The sequence below is a fragment of the Streptomyces sp. NPDC050636 genome (assembly GCF_040654775.1).
Taxonomy (GTDB): Bacteria; Actinomycetota; Actinomycetes; order Streptomycetales; family Streptomycetaceae; genus Streptomyces.
The window spans coordinates 191,796-211,063 of the sequence record NZ_JBFAIP010000005.1; the positions used below are offsets into that span (position 1 = coordinate 191,796).

General features: G+C 72.4%; 17 protein-coding genes. 15 read left to right on the forward strand and 2 right to left on the reverse strand.

The features are described from left to right. The first annotated feature begins 10 nt into the window (after window positions 1-10). The 3 genes from AB0I10_RS08055 (at window position 11) to AB0I10_RS08065 (ending at window position 3,561) form a co-directional block, all read left to right on the forward strand. Window positions 11-1,402 carry an aldehyde dehydrogenase family protein gene (locus AB0I10_RS08055; RefSeq protein WP_363151491.1) on the forward strand — a complete coding sequence of 464 codons (1,392 nt, stop codon included), beginning with the start codon at window positions 11-13 and terminating at the stop codon, window positions 1,400-1,402. Next, window positions 1,399-2,184 (forward strand): 3-oxoacyl-ACP reductase, encoded by a 786-nt coding sequence (locus AB0I10_RS08060; RefSeq protein WP_363151492.1) that lies wholly within the window; start codon window positions 1,399-1,401, stop codon window positions 2,182-2,184. The genes AB0I10_RS08055 and AB0I10_RS08060 overlap by 4 nt, the downstream gene beginning before the upstream one ends. Window positions 2,185-2,286: 102 nt before the next feature. After that, window positions 2,287-3,561, forward strand: coding sequence for a haloacid dehalogenase-like hydrolase (locus tag AB0I10_RS08065; protein WP_363151493.1), 1,275 nt, complete (start codon window positions 2,287-2,289; stop codon window positions 3,559-3,561). An 18-nt stretch (window positions 3,562-3,579) separates the two neighbouring features. Here AB0I10_RS08065 and AB0I10_RS08070 read toward each other — a convergent pair whose 3' ends face one another. Beyond that, window positions 3,580-4,836 (reverse strand): amino acid deaminase/aldolase, encoded by a 1,257-nt coding sequence (locus tag AB0I10_RS08070; RefSeq protein WP_363151494.1) that lies wholly within the window; start codon window positions 4,834-4,836, stop codon window positions 3,580-3,582. Between the two features lie 425 nt (window positions 4,837-5,261). Between AB0I10_RS08070 and AB0I10_RS08075 the strand changes: the two genes are divergently transcribed. The 4 genes from AB0I10_RS08075 to AB0I10_RS08090 all read left to right on the forward strand — a co-directional run bounded on the left by AB0I10_RS08075 (window position 5,262) and on the right by AB0I10_RS08090 (window position 9,301). Beyond that, window positions 5,262-6,488: a hypothetical protein gene (locus AB0I10_RS08075; protein WP_363151495.1), complete on the forward strand. Its 1,227-nt coding sequence runs from the start codon at window positions 5,262-5,264 to the stop codon at window positions 6,486-6,488. After that, window positions 6,485-7,660, forward strand: coding sequence for a type VII secretion-associated serine protease mycosin (gene mycP, locus AB0I10_RS08080; protein WP_363151496.1), 1,176 nt, complete (start codon window positions 6,485-6,487; stop codon window positions 7,658-7,660). The genes AB0I10_RS08075 and mycP overlap by 4 nt, the downstream gene beginning before the upstream one ends. Window positions 7,661-7,694: 34 nt before the next feature. Further along, complete coding sequence (locus AB0I10_RS08085; RefSeq protein WP_363151497.1) at window positions 7,695-8,429, forward strand: SseB family protein; 735 nt, start codon at window positions 7,695-7,697, stop codon at window positions 8,427-8,429. A 113-nt stretch (window positions 8,430-8,542) separates the two neighbouring features. After that, window positions 8,543-9,301, forward strand: coding sequence for an MIP family channel protein (locus AB0I10_RS08090; RefSeq protein WP_363151498.1), 759 nt, complete (start codon window positions 8,543-8,545; stop codon window positions 9,299-9,301). A gap of 87 nt (window positions 9,302-9,388) precedes the next feature. Here the strand turns inward: AB0I10_RS08090 and AB0I10_RS08095 are convergent, their stop codons facing one another. Then, window positions 9,389-9,787, reverse strand: a complete 399-nt coding sequence (locus AB0I10_RS08095; protein ID WP_363151499.1) for a DUF1844 domain-containing protein — start codon at window positions 9,785-9,787, stop codon at window positions 9,389-9,391. A gap of 321 nt (window positions 9,788-10,108) precedes the next feature. Here AB0I10_RS08095 and infC point away from each other — a divergent pair, with 321 nt between their 5' ends. The 8 genes from infC to AB0I10_RS08135 all read left to right on the forward strand — a co-directional run bounded on the left by infC (window position 10,109) and on the right by AB0I10_RS08135 (window position 19,248). After that, entirely contained in the window at window positions 10,109-10,822 is a 714-nt protein-coding gene (gene infC, locus AB0I10_RS08100; RefSeq protein WP_363151500.1) for a translation initiation factor IF-3, read from the forward strand. Window positions 10,823-10,946: 124 nt separating this feature from the next. After that, on the forward strand, window positions 10,947-11,141 hold the full coding sequence (rpmI, locus tag AB0I10_RS08105; RefSeq protein ID WP_055574739.1) for a 50S ribosomal protein L35: 195 nt from the start codon (window positions 10,947-10,949) through the stop codon (window positions 11,139-11,141). 103 nt (window positions 11,142-11,244) lie between these two features. Beyond that, entirely contained in the window at window positions 11,245-11,628 is a 384-nt protein-coding gene (rplT, locus tag AB0I10_RS08110) for a 50S ribosomal protein L20 (RefSeq protein ID WP_363151501.1), read from the forward strand. A gap of 102 nt (window positions 11,629-11,730) precedes the next feature. After that, the gene (locus AB0I10_RS08115) at window positions 11,731-12,585 is read left to right on the forward strand and encodes an RNA methyltransferase (protein ID WP_363151584.1); all 855 of its coding nucleotides are present in this window, start codon (window positions 11,731-11,733) and stop codon (window positions 12,583-12,585) included. Window positions 12,586-12,668: 83 nt separating this feature from the next. Next, the gene (locus AB0I10_RS08120; protein WP_363151502.1) at window positions 12,669-13,838 is read left to right on the forward strand and encodes a PAS domain-containing sensor histidine kinase; all 1,170 of its coding nucleotides are present in this window, start codon (window positions 12,669-12,671) and stop codon (window positions 13,836-13,838) included. A gap of 191 nt (window positions 13,839-14,029) precedes the next feature. Further along, a complete protein-coding gene (gene pheS / locus AB0I10_RS08125; RefSeq protein ID WP_363151503.1) occupies window positions 14,030-15,154 on the forward strand; it encodes a phenylalanine--tRNA ligase subunit alpha in 1,125 nt (374 codons plus the stop codon). Beyond that, the gene (gene pheT / locus AB0I10_RS08130; protein ID WP_363151504.1) at window positions 15,154-17,679 is read left to right on the forward strand and encodes a phenylalanine--tRNA ligase subunit beta; all 2,526 of its coding nucleotides are present in this window, start codon (window positions 15,154-15,156) and stop codon (window positions 17,677-17,679) included. Before pheS ends, pheT begins: the two co-directional genes overlap by 1 nt. A gap of 306 nt (window positions 17,680-17,985) precedes the next feature. Beyond that, window positions 17,986-19,248, forward strand: coding sequence for a PP2C family protein-serine/threonine phosphatase (locus tag AB0I10_RS08135; protein WP_363151505.1), 1,263 nt, complete (start codon window positions 17,986-17,988; stop codon window positions 19,246-19,248). Window positions 19,249-19,268 lie beyond the last annotated feature (20 nt).

Below are 19,268 nucleotides of genomic sequence, written 5' to 3' on the forward strand. Positions count from 1 at the left end.
GAACGACTTCGTGTCCGATGTACTGCACGAGCTGACCATCATCAACCCGGCGACGGAGGAAGTGGTGGCCACCGTCCCCACCACCTCCGCCGCCGAGGTCGACGCCGCGGTCCGGCGGGCCGCCGCCGCCCAGGAAGCCTGGGCCGCCGTGGCACCCGGCGACCGGGCCCGCGTCCTGCGCCGGTTCGCCGACGTCGTCGACGCCAACATCAAGCAGCTCGCCGAACTGGAGCTGAGCGAAGCCGGCCACCCCCTGGGCAACGCCGAGTGGGAAGCAGGCAATGTCCGCGATCTGCTGCACTACGCCGCCGGGGGAGTGGAGCGCCTGACCGGCACCCAGATCCCGGTGGCGGGCGGCCTGAACATCACCATCCAGGAGCCGCTCGGCGTCGTCGCCGTGATCGCCCCCTGGAACTTCCCGATGCCGATCGCCGCCTGGGGCACCGCCCCCGCGCTCGCGGCCGGCAACGCCGTCCTCCTCAAGCCCGCCGAGACCACCCCGCTGACCGCGCTCCGGCTCGCCCAGCTGGCCCTGGACGCCGGACTGCCGGAGGGCCTTTTCCAGGTCCTGCCGGGCGAGGGACCGGTCACCGGCTCCGCGCTCGTCGACCACCCCGGCGTCGCCAAGGTCGTCTTCACCGGCTCCACCGCCACCGGACGGCAGATCGCCGCCCGCTGCGCGGCACAGACCAAGCGGCTGACCCTGGAACTCGGCGGCAAGAGCCCCAACATCGTCTTCGCCGACGCCGACATCGAGGCCGCCGCGGCCGCCGCCCCCGGCTCCTTCCTCGACAACACCGGCCAGGACTGCTGCGCCCGCAGCCGCATCCTCGTCCAGCGCTCGGTGTACGACCGTTTCATGGAGCTGCTGGAGCCCGCCGTCAAGGCGTTCGTGGTCGGCGACCCGTCCGACCCGGCCACCCAGATGGGCCCGCTGATCTCCGCCGCCCAGCGCGAACGCGTACGGTCCTACGTCCCCGAGGACGCCCCGGCCGCCATCCGCGGCGAGGCCCCCGCGGGCAAGGGCTTCTGGTACCCGGCCACCGTCCTGGAAGGGCGGCCCGAGGACCGTACGGCCACCGAGGAGATCTTCGGCCCGGTCGCCGTCGTCGTGCCCTTCGACGACGAGGCCGACGCGGTCCGGATCGCCAACGCCACCGACTACGGCCTCTCCGGCTCCCTGTGGACCCGCGACGTCGGCCGCGCGATCCGCGTCTCGCGGGCCGTCGCGGCCGGCAACCTCTCCGTCAACTCCCATAGCAGCGTGCGGTACTGGACCCCCTTCGGCGGGTTCAAGCAATCCGGACTCGGCCGCGAGCTGGGCCCGGACGCGCTGTCCGCCTTCACCGAGACCAAGAACATCTTCATCAGCACCGAGCTCAGCACAGAGGAGTCCAAGTGACCGACCAGACCGCCGTGTGCCGCCGCCTCGTCGGACGCACCGCCGTCATCACCGGAGCCGGCAGCGGGATCGGCCTGGCCACCGCCCGCCGACTGGCCTCCGAGGGGGCCAATGTCGTCTGCGCCGACATCGACGAGTCGGCCGGCAAGGCCGCCGCCGCAGAGGTCGGCGGCACCTTCGTCCAGGTCGATGTGACCGACTCGGAGCAGGTCGAAGCGCTCTACAAGACCGCCTTCGACACCTACGGCTCGGTCGACATCGCCTTCAACAACGCCGGTATCTCGCCGCCCGACGACGACTCGATCCTCACCACCGGCCTCGACGCCTGGAGGCGGGTCCAGGAGGTCAACCTCACCTCGGTCTACCTCTGCTGCAAGCACGCACTGCCCTACATGCAGCGCCAGGGCCGGGGCTCCATCATCAACACCGCTTCCTTCGTCGCCGTGATGGGCGCCGCCACCTCCCAGATCAGCTACACCGCCTCCAAGGGCGGCGTGCTGTCCATGTCCCGCGAGCTGGGCGTGCAGTTCGCCCGCGAGGGCATCCGGGTCAACGCCCTGTGCCCCGGGCCGGTCAACACCCCGCTCCTGAAGGAGCTGTTCGCCAAGGACCCGGAGCGTGCCGCACGGCGCCTCGTGCATGTCCCCGTCGGCCGGTTCGCCGAGCCCGAGGAGATCGCCTCCGCCGTCGCCTTCCTCGCCAGTGACGACTCCTCCTTCGTCAACGCCGCCGAATTCCTGGTCGACGGGGGGATCGCGGGCGCCTACGTCACTCCCGTGTAATCTCCATGATCAACACCGGAACCGGCCGTCGTGCCGGTTCCGGTTTTTCCTGCCGTTCCCGCCCTGTTTCCTGCCTTTCCTGCCCCAGCAATTGGAGGACGTATGCGTCTCCCGCGCACCCTCGTCACGGGCCTGCTGGCGGCCGCCGCGCTGGCCACCACCGTCCCCGCCACCGCCGCGGGGCAGGCCCCCGCCGCGCCGCGCGCCGCCTGCCCCCAGCTCGACACGTCCCTGAAGTGGTACGGCGACAACCGCGCCAAGCTCCAGCGAATGATCGACGAACGCGGCAGCTGCTCCGGCCACGACGGCCCGCGCCCGGTCGCCGCCTTCGACTGGGACAACACCGTCGTCAAGAACGACATCTCCGATGCCACGCTCGCCTGGGCGCTCCAGCACGACAAGATCCTGCAGCCCAAGAGCTGGCGCGACACCAGCCCCTGGCTGACCACGGCCGCCGACCGCGCGCTGACCAAGGCCTGCGGCACCACCGTCCCCGCCGGCCACCCGCTGCCCACCGCCGGGAACACCGCCTGCACCGACGAGATCATGGAGATCCGCGGCGAGGCGAAGACGATGAGCGGCGCGGAGGCCTTCGAAGGCGACTGGAACCACCGCCGAACGGTGCCCGAATACGCCTGGGTGCCCCAGCTGTTCGCGGGCCTGAAGCCCGGCACGCTCAGCTCGTACGCCCGGCAGGCCCGCGCCGAGAACCTCGCCGCGCCCATCGGCACCGAGCAGACCGTCGGTACCCACAAGCTGGCCGGCTACATCCGCTACTACCCCCAGCAGAAGGACCTGATCCGCACGCTGAAGGCGGCCGGCTTCGACGTCTACATCGTCTCCGCGTCCGCCGAGACCGTCGCCGAGGCCTGGTCCTCCGGCGTCGGCGTGGACGCCCGGCACACCATCGGCGTACGCAGCATCGTCCGCGACGGACGGCTGAGCACCGGCATCCGTGGCTGTGGCGACGTCAAGGACGGCCATGGCGAGGTCATCCCGTACATCGACGGCAAGCGCTGCTGGATCAACCAGGAGATCTTCAAGATCAAGGGCGCCGACGCCTGGCGGAAGCAGGACCCGGCCCACCGCATCACCCTCGGCGGCGGTGACGCCGACACCGACGTGACGTTCGTGAACGACGCCACCGGCGCGCATCTGGCCGTCAACCGCAACAAGACCGAGCTGATGTGCCGCGGCTACGACAACGCGGACGGCCGCTGGGTGGTCAACCCGATGTTCATCGACCCGCTGCCCCGCAAGACCGGCGCATACCCGTGCGCCACCGAGGGCCGCACCCGCCCCGACGGCGGTCTCGCCCCGCTCCGCCGTCCCGACGGGAGCATCGTGCCCGACCAGCAGGACCGCATCCACGGCTGACGGGAAGGGGCCACGCCCTCACAGGAAGGTGTGGCCCTCTCCCCGGTACGTCGGCACCGTCTCCACCACCCGGTCCCCGTCGATCAGCCGCAGCTCCGCGAACCGCTCACACAGCTCGCCGGCCTTCGCATGCCGGAACCACACCTTGTCGCCGATCCGCAGCCCGTCCGCGGCCGGCCCGAGCAGCGGCGTCTGCACCTCGCCCGGCCCCTCCTGCGGGTCGTAGCGCAGTCCGGCCGGCAGATACGGCACCGGCAGCCGGTCGCTGCCCGCGGCACCCGACGCCGGGTAGCCGCCGCCCAGCACCGTCACCGCCCCCGGGCCCGGCCGGCGCACCACCGGCTGGGCGAACAGCGCCGCCGGACGCCCGCTGAACGAACGGAAGTTGTCGAACAGCCGGGGGACGTAGAGCCCCGACCCGGCCGCGATCTCGGTGATCGCCGCCTCCGCCGCCGTGTGCTGCACACTGCCCGTGCCGCCGCCGTTGACGAACTCCAGCCGCGGCGCCACCGCCCGCACCGCACGGACGGCCTCCCAGCGCCGCTGCGCCAGCTCCTTGCGGGCCGCCGCCTGCATCATCCGGATGGCCCGCGAGAACACCGGCTTGCCGGCGACCTCGTCGCCGACACCCGCCACATGCCCTTCGTACGCCATCAGCCCGACCAGCCGGAATCCGGGGCGGCGCGTCACCACCCGGGCCAGCGCGGCCAGTTGGGCGGGCTCGCGCAGCGGCGACCGGCGGGCGCCGATCCGGACCTGCCCGCCCAACAGGCGGTAGGAGGTGTCCAGTTCCAGGCATACCCGCACCTCCTCGCCACCGCCGGCCGGCCGGGCGGCGTCGATCAGATCCAGCTGTGCGGGATCGTCGACCATCACCGTCACCGCGGCCGCCGGCTTGGGATCGGCGGTCAGTTCGGCGAATCCGGCCCGGTCCACCGACGGATACGCCAGCAGGACGTCCGGGAAGCCCGAACGCGCCAGCCACAGCGACTCGTCGAGCGTGAAACTCATGATCCCCGCGAAGCCGTCGCGCGCCAGCACCCGCTCCAACAGGGCCCGGCAGCGCACCGACTTGCTGGCCACCCGGATCGGCTTCCCCTTCGCACGGCGCACCAGATCGGCGGCGTTGGCGTCGAAAGCCTGCAGGTCGACGACGGCCAGCGGAGCGTCGAGGTGTGCGGTTGCCCGGTCGAGTGGGGTCTCCCGTGCTCGAACAGAGTTGAGAGCTTGGGGAAGGGCTTTGTCGCCATCCGTGTCGGCGGGGTACCGGTGCATGGCGGCAGCCTGCCAGACGCGGCTACCACTGGGTAGGGGAAGGATCGCGACATCGTGGACACAGGTTGGAGCGGCGGCCGCGCCAGCCCGTAGAGTGGCTGGACGCCGCAACCAGCAGGTCAACGGCGCGATGTCCGGATACGAACCAGCCTGCCCCGATTGCCGATCGGGTCCGGGGACCAGCGGCGCGAGGGGGAGCGCGGGTGAGCACCGACGCCGATTACACCAACGCGCATCGTGTTCCACCGATACCCCCGCAACCGCCCCAGAGGCCCGCCGAGGACCCGCAGACCACCGTTCTGCGCCCGGTACCGTCCGACCCGTCCATCCCTCCCCCAGCCACTGCTGGGAGGTACCCCCAGCCCGGCGCTTCCCCGGCCATGCCGCCCAGCGGCCCCACGGCCCCCGCCGCCCCGCCGCACCCCATGGCCCCGCCGCCCGCGCCGCCCCGGCCCCGCACGCCGCCGCACGCCGCCGGCCCGCAGACGCCGCCCCGCCCGGATCGCGCACCCGGCGCCCAGGCGCCCGCGCAGCCACCGGTCGCTCCGCCGCCCCCGGCAGCCCACCCGACCGCGCCGGCCGCACCCGCCACCCCACCCCGGTCCGGGCGCCCCGCCTCTTTCCGCGACACCGCCGCCTTCCACCTGGCCAACAGCCAGGCGCTGTGGAACGACGGCACCGGCCGCGGCGGCGGCAGCACGAGCGCCCAGCAGCCGGTCCGCAAGCCCGCGTCCGCGACCCCGTCCGCCGTCCCCGGCAGCGCGCCGCCCATCCCCGCGGCGGAGCGCCCGCCCCAGTCTTCATGGGGTCGAACTCCGCACTCGCCGCAAGGAGTTGGATACCCGCCCGGCATGCAGGGCGCGCCTCCGCGCAGGCCGTCCGCGGTACGCCGACCCGGCGCACGGATGATCGCCGTCGTGGTCTGCCTGGTCCTCGGCATCGGCCTCATCGGCGGTGCGGCGGCCGGGAGTTGGCTCACCGGCGGCTCCGACGCCCACCCCACCCCCCAGGCCGCCTTCGCCAAGGGCCGCACCGTCTGGCACAGCACGCCCGTCGACACCCTCTTCCCGCGCACGCTGAACGGCCTCGGCCTCGGCCCCGGAGGCGCCGACCGCACCTGGACCCGGATCGCCGTCGCCCCCGACGGCGGCTGCACGGAGGCCCTCGGCCCGCAACTGGCCAAGGCGCTCTCCGCGGCCGGCTGCGCCCGTCTGCTGCGCGCCACCTACGTCGACGCCACCCGCACCGGCGTCATCACGGTCGGCGCCCTGGTCACCAAGGGCGACTCGAACGCCATGCTGGCCCTCAACACCCGCTTCAGCACCAAGAACCTGGCCACCCGCAAGGACCTCATGCCGCTGCCGTACGCCGCCAAGGGCACCCCGGCCGCGGACTTCGGGCCCGCGCAGCGGGCGAGCTGGACCGTCCGGGTGCTCACCGACATCCCCGTCGTCGTCTTCGCCGTCTCCGGCTTCGCCGACGGCCGCACCATCACCGACCCGCAGCCCGCCGAGGCCGCCGCCCGGCCCGGCGACACCAGCGCGCCCGGTGAGTCGGGCCTCGGCCACGACGCGAAGAACCTCGCGGACCTCGTCCAGGCCATCTTCCGGAAGGCGGCCGGCAGCCCCACGCAGACAACGGAGACGTCATGACCAAGGCCCTGCTGCGCGGCACCGCCGTCGCGCTGGTCTCCGCCGCGCTGGCCGTGCTGCCCGCCGTCCCCGCACAGGCCGACGACGGCCTCCGCGCCCAGCAGTGGGCCCTGGAGGCCCTCCACGCCCGGCAGGCCTGGAACACGACCAAGGGTGAGGGCGTCACCGTCGCCGTCCTGGACACCGGCGCGGACGCCGACCACCCCGACCTCAAGGGCCAGTTGCTGCCCCAGAAGGACCTGATCGGCTTCGGCGCCGGGCCCGGCGATCAGCACTGGGCCGTGCACGGCACCGGAATGTCCAGCATCATCGCAGGTCACGGCCATGGCGCGGACGGCGAGGACGGAGTGCTCGGAGTCGCCCCCGAGGCCAAGATCCTGCCCGTCCGGGTGATCCTCGAAGACCTCGACCCGCAGCGCCAACGGGCCCGCAACGAGAAGGCCGGTGCCCTCGCCGACGGCATCCGCTGGGCCGCCGACCACGGCGCCGACGTGATCAATATGTCGCTGGGTGACGACAGCGAGTCCGCGCACCCCGAGCCGCGCGAGGACGCCGCCATCCAGTACGCCCTCGGCAAGGGCATCCCCGTCGTCGCCTCCGCCGGCAACGGCGGCCAGCAGGGCGACCACGTCTCCTACCCGGCCGCCTACCCGGGCGTCATCGCGGTCACCGCCGTCAATCATCTGGGGACCCGCCCCCGCTTCTCCACCCGTCACTGGTACGCCACGGTCTGCGCACCCGGCGACCAGATCTTGATGTCCAGCCCCGACTACAGGACCTACAGCAACGGCTGGGGCACCAGCCCCGCCGCCGCCCTGGTCTCCGCCACCATCGCGCTGGTCCGCTCCGCGTACCCCGACCTGAGCCCGGCACAGATCAAGCGGCTGCTCACCGCCACCGCACAGGACAGCCCCGAGGGCGGCCGGGACGACAGCTTCGGCGCCGGGCTCGTCGACGCGGCCGCCGCCCTCAAGGCCGCCGGGGACCTCAAGCCCACCCGCCAGAAGCCGGCCCCCGTCGCCTACGCCGACCGCTACTTCGGCCCCGGTCCCACCGCCGCATCCGTTGACGAGGACTCCGTCGGCTGGCTCCCCTGGACCGCCGGCGCCGCCGGCCTGGCCCTCATCACCACGGCCTTCTTCCTCTGGCGCGGCCGCCCCGCCCACCGCTGACCGGCGCGGAACCCCGAGCCGATAGGCTCACGACGTGGCGCAGAAGAACATTCCGGACCCTGGTTTCTCCGACGACGACGGCTCCGCCGACCCGGCACTGGTCGCGGCCCTGGCGGCCTACGACGCCGACCGGACCACCGAGCCCCAGCTGCTGTCGGCCCTGACCGGCGCCCGCCTCCTCGTACCCGTCGTCGCCCTCCTCGGAGAGACCGAGACCGGCCCCGACGGCCTGCGCCGTGAGAAGACCAGCGATATGGCCGTGCCCACCCTCCAGGCCCCGGACGGCCGCCGCGCGCTGCCCGCCTTCACGTCCATGGAGACCCTTCAGCGCTGGCGCCCGGACGCCCGCCCGGTGGCCGTGCCCCTCCGCCAGGCGCTGCTCGCCGCGTCCCACGAGCAGGCCGACACCCTCGTCCTCGACCTGGCCGGACCGGTCACGTACCAGCTCACCGGCGCCGCGCTGCGCGCCCTCGCCGAGGGCCGGGAGAGCGCCGACCCGCTCACCGACCCGGCCGTCACCGACGCGTTGCGCGCCCTGCTCGCCGCCGAGCCGGGCGTCCGCATCGCCCATCTCGCACCGTCCGACGAGACCGACGCCACCCTCGCCCTCGGCCTCGCCCCCGGCGCCCCCGCCGCCGAGGTCGCCCAGCGGCTGGCGCAGGCGCTGGCCGCCGACGAGGTGCTCCGCGGCCGGCTCGTACGCGGCCTGGACCTGGCACTTCTCCCGCCCGGCGGCACGCCGGCCGGAGCGCCCCTCTTCCGCCGCTGACACCAGGGCGCCGGCCCGCGTTCCTCCTCGCCGGCCCTCCTCGCCAACGGGCGCGTTCGTCTCCGCGGGCTCACAATTTCGAGGAGAGCTCAAGATCCACGCGAGGAGAGCCCATGTTGGAGACCACGGAGACCCGCACGGTCGTATCCGAATTCCTCGGCACGCTGCTCCTGGTGTTCTTCGCCGTCGGCGCGGCAGTGCTGGCGGGCGAATACATCGGTACCTTCGGCATCGCGCTGGCCTTCGGCTTCACCATGCTGGCCCTTGCCTACGCCCTCGGCCCGATCTCGGGCTGCCACATCAACCCGGCGGTCACGCTCGGCATGCTGCTGGCCCGGCGCATCACCGTCCGTACGGCCGTCGAGTACTGGATCTGCCAGGTGCTGGGCGCCATCGTCGGTGCCGCGCTGCTGTTCCTGCTCGCCAAGCAGGTGCCGGGCCTGGAGACCCACGAGGGGTTCGGCTCGAACGGCTGGGGCGACCGCTCGGCGGTGCACCTCAACCTCGGCGGCGCCTTCATCGCCGAGGTGCTGATGACCTTCCTGTTCGTCTTCGTCGTCCTCGCGGTCACCCACAAGGTCGCGGTGATCGGCTTCGACGGCCTGCCGATCGGTTTGGCGCTGGCCACCGTCCACCTCATCGGCATCCCGCTGGACGGCACCTCCGTGAACCCGGCGCGGAGCATCGGCCCGGCCCTTTTCGCGGGCGGAGCGGCCATCACCCAGCTGTGGTTGTTCATCATCGCGCCGCTGATCGGCGGCGCCCTGGCAGCCGTGGTCCACCAGATCACCCACCCGCCGCAGGAGCGCCTCATCGTCGCCGACGACGCCTCGCCCGGGGCGGCCCGGTCCTCGGTGGAGCACCGCTCGTGAGCGGATCAGAGGGCTGACGGCCCTGACATGGCGACGAGCCCCGGCCAAGGCGGCCGGGGCTCGTCGCTGTGCGCGGGTGCGGCCGGTTCAGCCGTACACCGGGCCGGTGAACTTCTCGCCGGGGCCCTGGCCCGGCTCGTCCGGGACGATGGAGGCCTCGCGGAAGGCCAGCTGCAGGGACTTCAGACCGTCCCGCAGCGGCGCCGCGTGGTACGAGCCGATCTCGGTGGCGCTGGCCGTGACCAGTCCGGCGAGCGCCTGGATGAGCTTGCGCGCCTCGTCCAGGTCCTTGTGCTTCTCGCCCTCCTCGGCGAGCCCGAGGTTGACCGCCGCCGAGCTCATCAGATGCACCGCGACCGTCGTGATCACCTCGACCGCCGGCACCTCCGCGATATCACGGGTCATGGCGTCGAAGCCGGCGCTCGACGGGTCTGCCGGGTCCGATGCGTCGGACTGCGGCTCCGGCTGCTGCGGGGTCTCACTCATGTCTTGGGGCTTCACTTCCTGCTGAGGGGATCGTGTCCACCTTATGACCCCGTTCCCCGCGCGGACGCGCGGCCCGGAGCGCGGGCGGACCGGCAGCCGGCGTCAGCACAGGAGTGGGTACTCCCCCTTGACTCGTGTATTCTGGTGTTCCGACCGGCCGGACACGCATGTGACCGGCCCACAAGTGGAGGCTCCGATCTCCCACCCGACCGACCTCAGGGTTGGCGGGTCAACGGTCTGGCTGCGCCCCGCGGAGACATTCGCGGCGGTGCTCCTGAACCTTTTACGGAGCCCCGCCTGTGTCCCGTCCGGGCGTTTTTCATGTACCGGCGCGGTTGGTCACACCGAAACAGACGTTACGCGGCAGTCCGCCAGGCCGTCGCGTGGTGCTACCGAGGAGGATCCATCAGCGCCGAGCCCCGCATCAACGACCGGATTCGCGTCCCTGAGGTGCGACTCGTCGGTCCCAGTGGCGAGCAGGTCGGCATCGTGCCGCTTGCCAAGGCCCTGGAGCTTGCGCAGGAGTACGACCTCGACCTGGTCGAGGTGGCGGCGAACGCCCGTCCGCCGGTCTGCAAGCTTATGGACTACGGGAAGTTCAAGTACGAGTCGGCCATGAAGGCCCGTGAGGCGCGCAAGAACCAGGCGCACACGGTCATCAAGGAGATGAAGCTCCGGCCGAAGATCGACCCGCACGACTACGACACCAAAAAGGGTCACGTCGTCCGGTTCCTCAAGCAGGGTGACAAGGTCAAGATCACGATCATGTTCCGTGGTCGCGAGCAGTCCCGCCCCGAGCTGGGCTTCCGACTGCTGCAGCGGCTGGCGTCCGACGTGGAGGACCTCGGCTTCATCGAGTCGAATCCGAAGCAGGACGGCCGAAACATGATCATGGTTCTCGGTCCGCACAAGAAGAAGACCGAGGCGATGGCCGAGGCCCGTGAGGCGCAGGCCGCCCGCAAGGCGGAGCGCCAGGGCGGAGTTCCCGCGGACCAGTCCGCTGAGGAGCCCACCGAGGAGCACGCCGAGGCGTGATCCCTGGGCGAGAGCCCCGGATCGTCACGCCGGGGTCCCGCCCCGGACAGCAATCGATACATCTGACGCTCCCGCTTGCCGGTCCGTGCCGGTGGGAGCGCCACTGACGAGGAGAGAACGGCGCATGCCGAAGAACAAGACGCACAGCGGTGCCAGCAAGCGCTTCAAGGTCACTGGCTCCGGCAAGGTGCTGCGCGAGCGCGCAGGCAAGCGCCACCTGCTCGAGCACAAGTCGTCCCGCGTGACGCGTCGCCTCACCGGCAACGCCGAGATGGCCCCGGGCGACGCCAAGAAGATCAAGAAGCTTCTCGGCAAGTGAGTCCGGGCGCCCCGCCGACGGCCGGGGCGCTGGACCGAGACCGGGACCCAATCGAACCGGGCCGCGTGACGACAACCGCGGCCCCGCTACAAGGAGTTAACAAGTGGCACGCGTCAAGCGGGCAGTCAACGCCCACAAGAAGCGCCGGGCGATCCTCGAGCAGGCCAGCGGCTACCGTGGCCAGCGCTCCCGCCTCTACCGCAAGGCGAAGGAGCAGGTCACCCACTCCCTCGTCTACAACTACAACGACCGCAAGAAGCGCAAGGGCGACTTCCGTCAGCTGTGGATCCAGCGCATCAACGCCGCTGCCCGCGCCAACGGCATGACGTACAACCGCTTCATCCAGGGTCTGAAGGCCGCCAACGTCGAGGTGGACCGCAAGATCCTGGCCGACCTCGCCGTGAACGACATGAACGCGTTCGCCGCGCTCGTCGAGGTTGCCCAGAAGGCGCTTCCGAGCGACGTCAACGCCCCGAAGGCTGCCTGAACCTCAGCCTGACGACGTTGTGACGCGGACCCGCAGGCCCCGGCCTGCGGGTCCGCGTCTTTTGCACCACCGTTGAAGACACACAGAAGCGAGCCGCCGCCCATGGGCACCCCCGAGCTGATCTCCCCGCGTTCCCCGCGCGTCTCCGCCGCCCGGCGGCTGGCCCGCCGCGCCTTCCGCGTCAAGGAACGCCGGTTCATCGCCGAGGGCCCGCAGGCCGTACGGGAGGCCATCGCGCACCGCGCCGACGGCGAGCCCACGCTCATCGAGCTGTTCGCGACCGTCGAGGCCGCCGAGCGGCATGCGGAGATCGTCGAGGCCGCCCGTGCCGCCGGGGTGCGGGTGCACTTCGCCGACGACCGGACCGTCGCCGACATCTCGCAGACCGTCACCCCGCAGGGCCTGCTCGGCGTCTGCCGGTTCCTGGACTCGCCGTTCGAGGACATCCTCGCCGCCGGCCCGCAGCTGATCGCGGTGCTCGCCAACGTCCGCGACCCCGGGAACGCCGGCACGGTCCTGCGCTGCGCGGACGCCGCGGGTGCGGACGCCGTGGTGCTGACCGACGCCTCGGTGGACCTCTACAACCCCAAGTCCGTACGGGCCTCGGTCGGTTCGCTGTTCCATCTGCCGGTCGCGGTCGGCGTACCGGTCGAGCGGGTGGTGGGCGGACTCCAGGGCGCCGGGGTGCGCATCCTCGCCGCCGACGGCGCCGGCGACCGCGACCTGGACGCCGAGCTGGACGCGGGCTCCATGGGCGGGCCCACCGCCTGGGTCTTCGGCAACGAGGCCTGGGGGCTGCCGGAGGAGACCCGTGCGCTGGCGGACGCCGTGGTGCGGGTCCCCATCCACGGCAAGGCCGAGAGCCTCAACCTCGCGACGGCCGCCGCGGTGTGCCTCTACGCCTCCGCCCGCGCCCAGCGCACCACCGGAGGATGCCGCTCCGTGTCACCCGCCTGAGGGGCGTCCCCCGGATCTCCGCGGCACACCCGACCCGAGCTAGTAGGGTGGCGTGCCCGGGGGCGCGGTAGGGGGTATCGGGGATGAGTGTGAGGACTTCCGGCATCACAGTCGCTGCTGACAGCTGCCCGTCCGGCGAACCCGTGCGCGGGTCGTCGCCCGCTGCCGCGGAGCCGCCCGCGCCCGGCACCGCGCCCGGGGCGGGCATGGGGCTCGACCCCGACGATCTGCCCGACGGCCTGGTCGTCGCCGATGAGACCGGCCGGGTGATCTGCTTCAACGCCGCGGCCGCCAGGATCACCGACATCGCCCCCCAGGACGCCCTCGGCCGCCCCCTGGAACACGCCCTGCCGTTGCAGGACATCGAGGGCCGCCGCTGGTGGCAGCTCACCGACCCCTACGGCGGGCTCGCCATCCGCCGTGGCCAGCCCGAACGCAATCTGCTGCTGGGCGGCCGCGAGGTGCTGGTCTCCGCGCGCTACATCCGCAGCCGGCCGACCGGCCCCGTACAGCGGCTGGTCATCGCGCTGCGCGGCACCGAGGCCCGGCGCCGTACGGAACTGAGCCACGCCGAGCTGATCGCCACCGTCGCCCATGAACTGCGCTCGCCGCTGACCTCCGTCAAGGGCTTCACCGCCACCCTCCTCCAGAAGTGGGAGCGCTTCACCGACGACCAGAAGCGCCTGATGCTGGAGACGGTCGACGCCGACGCCAACCGCGTCACCCGCCTGATCGCCGAGCTGCTGGACATCTCCCGTATCGACTCCGGACGGCTGGAGGTGCGCCGGCAGCGCGTCGACATGACCGCCGCGGTCCGCCGGCACGTGCAGGCGCAGACCACCGCGGGCCAGCGGCCGGACCGCTTCCTGATCCGGATGCTGGAACCGCTGCCCGATCTGTGGGCGGACCCGGACAAGGTCGACCAGGTGCTGGGCAACCTGCTGGAAAATGCGGTGCGCCACGGCGAGGGAACGGTCACCATTGAGGTCGGACCAGCACCGGATGCGACCAGCGCGGAAGGGACGACCGTCACCGTGAGCGACGAGGGCCCCGGCATTCCCGAGGAGTCGATGAGCCGCGTCTTCACCCGCTTCTGGCGGGGCAGCAAGCGCGGCGGCACCGGTCTGGGCCTCTACATCGTCAAGGGCATCGTCGAAGCGCACGGCGGCACGATCACGGTCGGCCGGGCCCCGGCCGGCGGCGCGGAATTCCGATTTAGCCTGCCCGTCGCGGCCCCGGCCTTCATGGCCTGAGAGAGCAGCGGCGGGCGCCCCGGCCAGGGGCTAGGGCCTGCCGCGGCGGGCCCGCCCCTTAGACTTGACCTTTGGCACCTTTGGCGCACAAGCATCGCGGGCACTGCGCGGGCTCGGGATCCGGAGTTGTGATCGAAGAGCCGAGGCGAAGCGAACCAAGCCAAGCCAGTCCACCGGAAGCACGGGAAGAGATGTCCGCACCCAATAAGTCGTACGACCCTGTCGAGGTCGAAGCCCTCAAACCGGAAGAGATCGCCCGCCGGACCGACGAGGCGCTGGCCGCCGTCGCCGCCGCGGCCGATCTGGACGAGCTGCGCGAGGTGAAGGTCGCGCACACCGGCGACCGCTCGCCGCTCGCGCTGGCCAACCGGGAGATCGGCGCCCTGCCCCCGCACGCCAAGGCGGACGCCGGCAAGCGCGTCGGCCAGGCCCGCGGCCGGGTGAACCAGGCGCTCAAGGCCCGCCAGGAGGAGCTGGAGGCGGAGCGCGACGCCCGCGTGCTGGTCGAGGAGGCGGTGGATGTCACGCTGCCGTACGACCGCGTCCCGGCCGGCGCCCGGCACCCGCTGACCACCTTCATGGAGCGGGTCGCGGACGTCTTCGTCGCGATGGGCTACGAGGTCGCCGAGGGCCCCGAGGTCGAGGCGGAGTGGTTCAACTTCGACGCCCTCAACTTCGTGCCCGACCACCCGGCGCGCCAGATGCAGGACACCTTCTTCGTCCAGGGCAACGGCACCAAGGGCGATGAGTCCGGCGTCGTGCTGCGCACCCACACCTCGCCGGTCCAGGCCCGTACGCTCGTCGACCGCGAGCCGCCGGTCTACGTCGTCTGCCCGGGGCGGGTCTACCGCACCGACGAGCTGGACGCCACGCACTCCCCGGTCTTCCACCAGATCGAGCTGCTGGCCGTCGACGAGGGCCTGACCATGGCCGACCTCAAGGGCACCCTGGACCACATGGTCCAGGCGCTGTTCGGCCCGGACATGAAGACCCGGCTGCGGCCGAACTACTTCCCGTTCACCGAGCCGTCCGCCGAGATGGACATGGTCTGCTACGTCTGCCGTGGCGAGTCCGTGGGCAACCCCGACCGTCCCTGCCGCACCTGCTCCAGCGAGGGCTGGATCGAGCTGGGCGGCTGCGGAATGGTCAACCCCAAGGTGCTCATCGCCTGTGGTGTGGACCCCGAGAAGTACAGCGGGTTCGCCTTCGGGTTCGGCATCGACCGGATGCTGATGTTCCGGCACAACGTGGAAGACATGCGTGACATGTTCGAGGGCGACGTCCGGTTCACCCGGCCGTTCGGGATGGAGATCTGATGCGGGTCCCGCTTTCTTGGCTGCGGGAGTACGTCGACCTGCCGGTGACCGAGTCCGGCCGTGACGTACAGGCCAAGCTCATTGCCGTCGGCCTTGAGGTCGAGACCGTCGAGCGGGTGGGCGACGGTCTCAAGGGCCCGCTCGTCGTCGGCCAGGTGCTGACCATCGAGGAGCTGGAGGGCTTCAAGAAGCCCATCCGCTTCTGCACGGTGGACGTCGGCCAGGCCAACGGCACGGGCGAGCCCCAGGAGATCGTCTGCGGCGCCCGTAACTTCTCGGTCGGCGACAAGGTCGTGGTCGTCCTCCCCGGCGCCGTGCTGCCCGGCGACTTCAAGATCGCCGCGCGGAAGACCTACGGCAAGACCTCGCACGGCATGATCTGCTCCGGCGACGAGCTGGGCATGGGCGACGACGGCTCGCACGGCATCATCGTGCTGCCGCCCGAGTACGAGGTCGGTACCGACGCCATCGAGCTGCTGCAGCTCGTCGACGAGGTGCTGGACATCGCCGTCACGCCGGACCGCGGCTACTGCCTGTCGATCCGCGGCGTCGCCCGTGAGACCGCCACCGCCTACGGCCTGCCGCTGCGCGACCCGGCGCTGCTGGACGTGCCCCCGCCGAACCCCACCGGCTACCCGGTCAAGGTCGCCGACCCGATCGGCTGCAGCCGCTTCACCGCCCGTACGGTCACCGGCCTGGAGCCCGAGGCGCGCTCCCCGATCTGGCTGACGCGCCGACTGCAGAAGGCCGGTATGCGTCCGGTCTCGCTGCCCGTCGACATCACCAACTACGTGATGCTGGAGCTCGGTCAGCCGCTGCACGCCTACGACCGCGCCAGCGTGGACGGTCCGATCGGCGTCCGCCGCGCCACACCCGGCGAGAAGCTGACCACGCTGGACGGCACCAAGCGCGTCCTGGACCCCGCCGACCTGGTCATCACCGACAACCGCGGCCCCATCGGCCTCGCGGGCGTCATGGGCGGCGCCAACACCGAGATCGCGACCGCGGTCGCCGACCCTGAGACCGGCCGGCTCCGCGGCACCACCGACATCGTGGTGGAGGCCGCGCACTTCGACGCGCTGGTCATCGCCCGTACGGCCCGTCGGCACAAGCTGTCCTCGGAGGCCGCCAAGCGCTTCGAGCGCGGGGTGGACCCGGAGGCCGCGTCGGCCGCCGCACAGCGGACCGTCGACCTGCTGGTACTGCTCGGCGGCGGCACCGCCGAGGAGGGCGTCACCGAGGTCGTCTCGCCCCGTGGACCCCGCACGATCACCATCGCCGCCGACCACCCGGACAAGGTCGCCGGTGTCGCCTACGGCCGGGAGACCGTCGTACGCCGCCTCCAGCAGGTCGGCTGCGATGTCTACGGGCAGGACGAGCTGGTCGTCAGCGTGCCGTCCTGGCGGCCGGACCTGAGCGACCCGAACGACCTCGCCGAAGAGGTCATCCGGCTGGAGGGCTACGAGAACCTCCCCGCCACGCTCCCGAAGCCGCCGGCCGGCCGCGGGCTGACCGAGCGTCAGCGGCTGCACCGCCGGGTCGGCCGCGCGCTCGCCGGGGCGGGCTATGTCGAGGCGCTGAACTACCCGTTCACCGGCTCGCACATCCTCGACCAGCTCGGCATCGAGCCGGACGACCCGCGCCGCGCGGCGGTCACCCTCGTCAACCCGCTCTCCGACGAGGAGCCCGACCTCCGTACGACGCTGATCCCGGGGCTGCTGAACGCGCTGCGCCGCAACGACGGCCGGGGCTCGCACGACCTGGCGCTCTTCGAGACCGGTCCGGTGTTCCGGGCGACCGGCGACGAGAAGCCGGCCAGCCGGCTGGTCGTCGACCGCCGGCCGACCGACGACGAGATCGCCTCGCTGGACGCCTCGCTGCCGCAGCAGCCGCGGCGCGCCGCCGTGGTGCTCGCCGGGGCCCGCGAGCAGGCCGGCTGGTGGGGCGACGGACGCCCCGCGACCTGGGCGGACGCCGTCGAGGCGGGCCGTACGGTGGCACGTGAGGCGGGCGTGGAGCTGATTGTCCGTCAGGACCAGCACGCGCCGTTCCACCCGGGCCGGTGCGCGGCGCTGCTCGCCCTTGCCGACGGCGAGGAGATCCTCGTCGGCAACGCCGGTGAGCTGCATCCGCGCGTCATCAAGACACTGGGACTGCCGGAGCGCACCTGCGCGATGGAGATCGACCTGGACCGCATCGAGCGGGCGTCCTCCGGACCGCAGCTCGCGCCCCGGATCTCGACCTTCCCGGTCGCCACCCAGGACGTCGCGCTGATCGTCGACGACACGGTCCCGGCGGCCGATGTCGAGGCCGCGCTGCGCGACGGCGCGGGTGAACTCCTGGAGTCGCTGCGGCTGTTCGACGTCTTCACCGGCGAGCAGGTCGGCGCGGGCAAGAAGTCCCTGGCGTACGCGCTGCGCTTCCGCGCCGCCGACCGCACGCTGACCGCGGAGCAGGCCACGGCCGCCCGTGACGCGGCGGTCGCGGCGGCGGTGGAGCGCACGGGGGCGGCACTGCGCGGCTAGCGACCGCCGCATGGCAGGCACGGCCCGTTGAGGGGTGAGGGCGTGGACGGCACAGGAGCCGTTCGCGCCCTCACCCCTTTCGGCGCTCCGGGGAGGCCGTTGGCGGCGCCCGGTACCCCTGCGAGGGGACCGGTGACATCCGCACACCATCACTCAATCGTGTGGTCGGGCACGCATCGTCACGACGTGAAGACACATACACCGTAAGAATCGTTTGCGGTCGATGCGGCCCCGTTGACCGCGGGAAGTGCCGGGCCGACCGCCCAATGCCCCATGGGGGGACCACCGGCTAGGGGGACCATCGGCATGATCCGAACCTGGGCGAGGGGCGGAGCACGTGCGGGTGTGGCACGCGCCCGGCGGATCTTTGTCCTCGTCCTGCCCGGCCTCTGGGTGCTCGGCGTGGCGGCCTGGGAGCTGAGCCGCCCGACCAGCGGACAGCTGCTGCAACTCCTCGCCGCCGCCCCGGCCATCGCCTGTGCGGGCACCGGGCGCCGGCAGTGTGTGCTGCTCGGCGGGCTGTGCGCGCTGCTCGCGCTCGTACCGCTCGGCGGGCCGGCGCCGGAAGCCGGGCCCGCCACCCGGGCGATGACCTGCGGCGCGATCCTCACGGTGATCTGCGCCAGCTATCTGACGGCCGGGCGGCGGCTGCGGCTGGTACGGGAGCTGGAGCGTACCCGCGAGATCGCCGACGCCGCCCAACGGCTGGTGCTGCGGCCGCTGCCGCCCCGTATCGACGGGGTGGTGCTGGCCGCCGACCATCTCTCCGCCAGTGAGGGCGCCGCGGTCGGCGGTGACCTCTACGAGGTCGTCGGGACCCCGCACGGCGTCCGGGCGGTGATCGGCGATGTGCGCGGCCACGGCCTGGAGGCCATAGGAACGGTCGCGGCGATGCTCGGCAGCTTCCGCGAGGTGGTGTACGACGAGCCCGAACTGGGCGGTGTGCTAAGGCGGTTGGAGCGCTCGCACCAGCGGCATCTGCGGGAACGGGCGCGGGCAGAGCATCCGGTGGCCGGCGGTGCGGAGCTGCCCGGCCCGATGAGCCCGCTCGCGGAGGAATTCGTGACGGTGCTGCTGCTGGAGGTCGCCCGGGACGGCTCCGTCACGGCGCTGAACTGCGGGCACCCATGGCCGTACCGCATCGGCGGTCGGGCGGTGGACCCGGTCGCGCCCGCGGAGCCGCTGCCGCCGCTCGGTCTCTTCCCGCTGCCCGACGAGCTGACCGCGGTCTGCTGCGGGCAGTTGGGGCCTGGTGAGGGGCTGTTTCTGCACACCGACGGCGCGGCCGACGCGCGGGACGCCGCGGGCGAGTTCTTCCCGCTGACCCAGGAACTGCGCAGCAGCGTCGAGGCGCCCGCGGCGCGGCTGGGCCCCTCGCCGTCCGGGGTGGTCGAGGACGTACGGAAGGCGCTGCTGCGGCATGCCGGCGGGCGGCTGACCGACGATGTCGCGCTGCTGATGCTGTGCAACGACCGGCTGCGGGTGCCCGCCCAGGCGGCGCCCGGCCGGCACGCCGAACCGGGCTGTGTGGCCGAACCGGGCTGTGTGGAGGCGGGGCGGGCGGAATAGCGGGGAGGCTCGGCCCCCGG

What these genes read in the sequence shown, in the direction of transcription:
- AB0I10_RS08115 (WP_363151584.1), top strand. Translation starts at nt 11,731, where the DNA reads ATGGGCACCCCCGAGCTGATCTCCCCGCGTTCCCCGCGCGTCTCCGCC.
- AB0I10_RS08065 (WP_363151493.1), top strand. Translation starts at nt 2,287, where the DNA reads ATGCGTCTCCCGCGCACCCTCGTCACGGGCCTGCTGGCGGCCGCCGCG.
- rpmI (WP_055574739.1), top strand. Translation starts at nt 10,947, where the DNA reads ATGCCGAAGAACAAGACGCACAGCGGTGCCAGCAAGCGCTTCAAGGTC.
- pheS (WP_363151503.1), top strand. Translation starts at nt 14,030, where the DNA reads ATGTCCGCACCCAATAAGTCGTACGACCCTGTCGAGGTCGAAGCCCTC.
- AB0I10_RS08120 (WP_363151502.1), top strand. Translation starts at nt 12,669, where the DNA reads ATGAGTGTGAGGACTTCCGGCATCACAGTCGCTGCTGACAGCTGCCCG.
- pheT (WP_363151504.1), top strand. Translation starts at nt 15,154, where the DNA reads ATGCGGGTCCCGCTTTCTTGGCTGCGGGAGTACGTCGACCTGCCGGTG.
- AB0I10_RS08135 (WP_363151505.1), top strand. Translation starts at nt 17,986, where the DNA reads ATGATCCGAACCTGGGCGAGGGGCGGAGCACGTGCGGGTGTGGCACGC.
- mycP (WP_363151496.1), top strand. Translation starts at nt 6,485, where the DNA reads ATGACCAAGGCCCTGCTGCGCGGCACCGCCGTCGCGCTGGTCTCCGCC.
- AB0I10_RS08095 (WP_363151499.1), bottom strand. Translation starts at nt 9,787, where the DNA reads ATGAGTGAGACCCCGCAGCAGCCGGAGCCGCAGTCCGACGCATCGGAC.
- AB0I10_RS08090 (WP_363151498.1), top strand. Translation starts at nt 8,543, where the DNA reads ATGTTGGAGACCACGGAGACCCGCACGGTCGTATCCGAATTCCTCGGC.
- AB0I10_RS08070 (WP_363151494.1), bottom strand. Translation starts at nt 4,836, where the DNA reads ATGCACCGGTACCCCGCCGACACGGATGGCGACAAAGCCCTTCCCCAA.
- infC (WP_363151500.1), top strand. Translation starts at nt 10,109, where the DNA reads ATGTACCGGCGCGGTTGGTCACACCGAAACAGACGTTACGCGGCAGTC.
- AB0I10_RS08075 (WP_363151495.1), top strand. Translation starts at nt 5,262, where the DNA reads ATGGCCCCGCCGCCCGCGCCGCCCCGGCCCCGCACGCCGCCGCACGCC.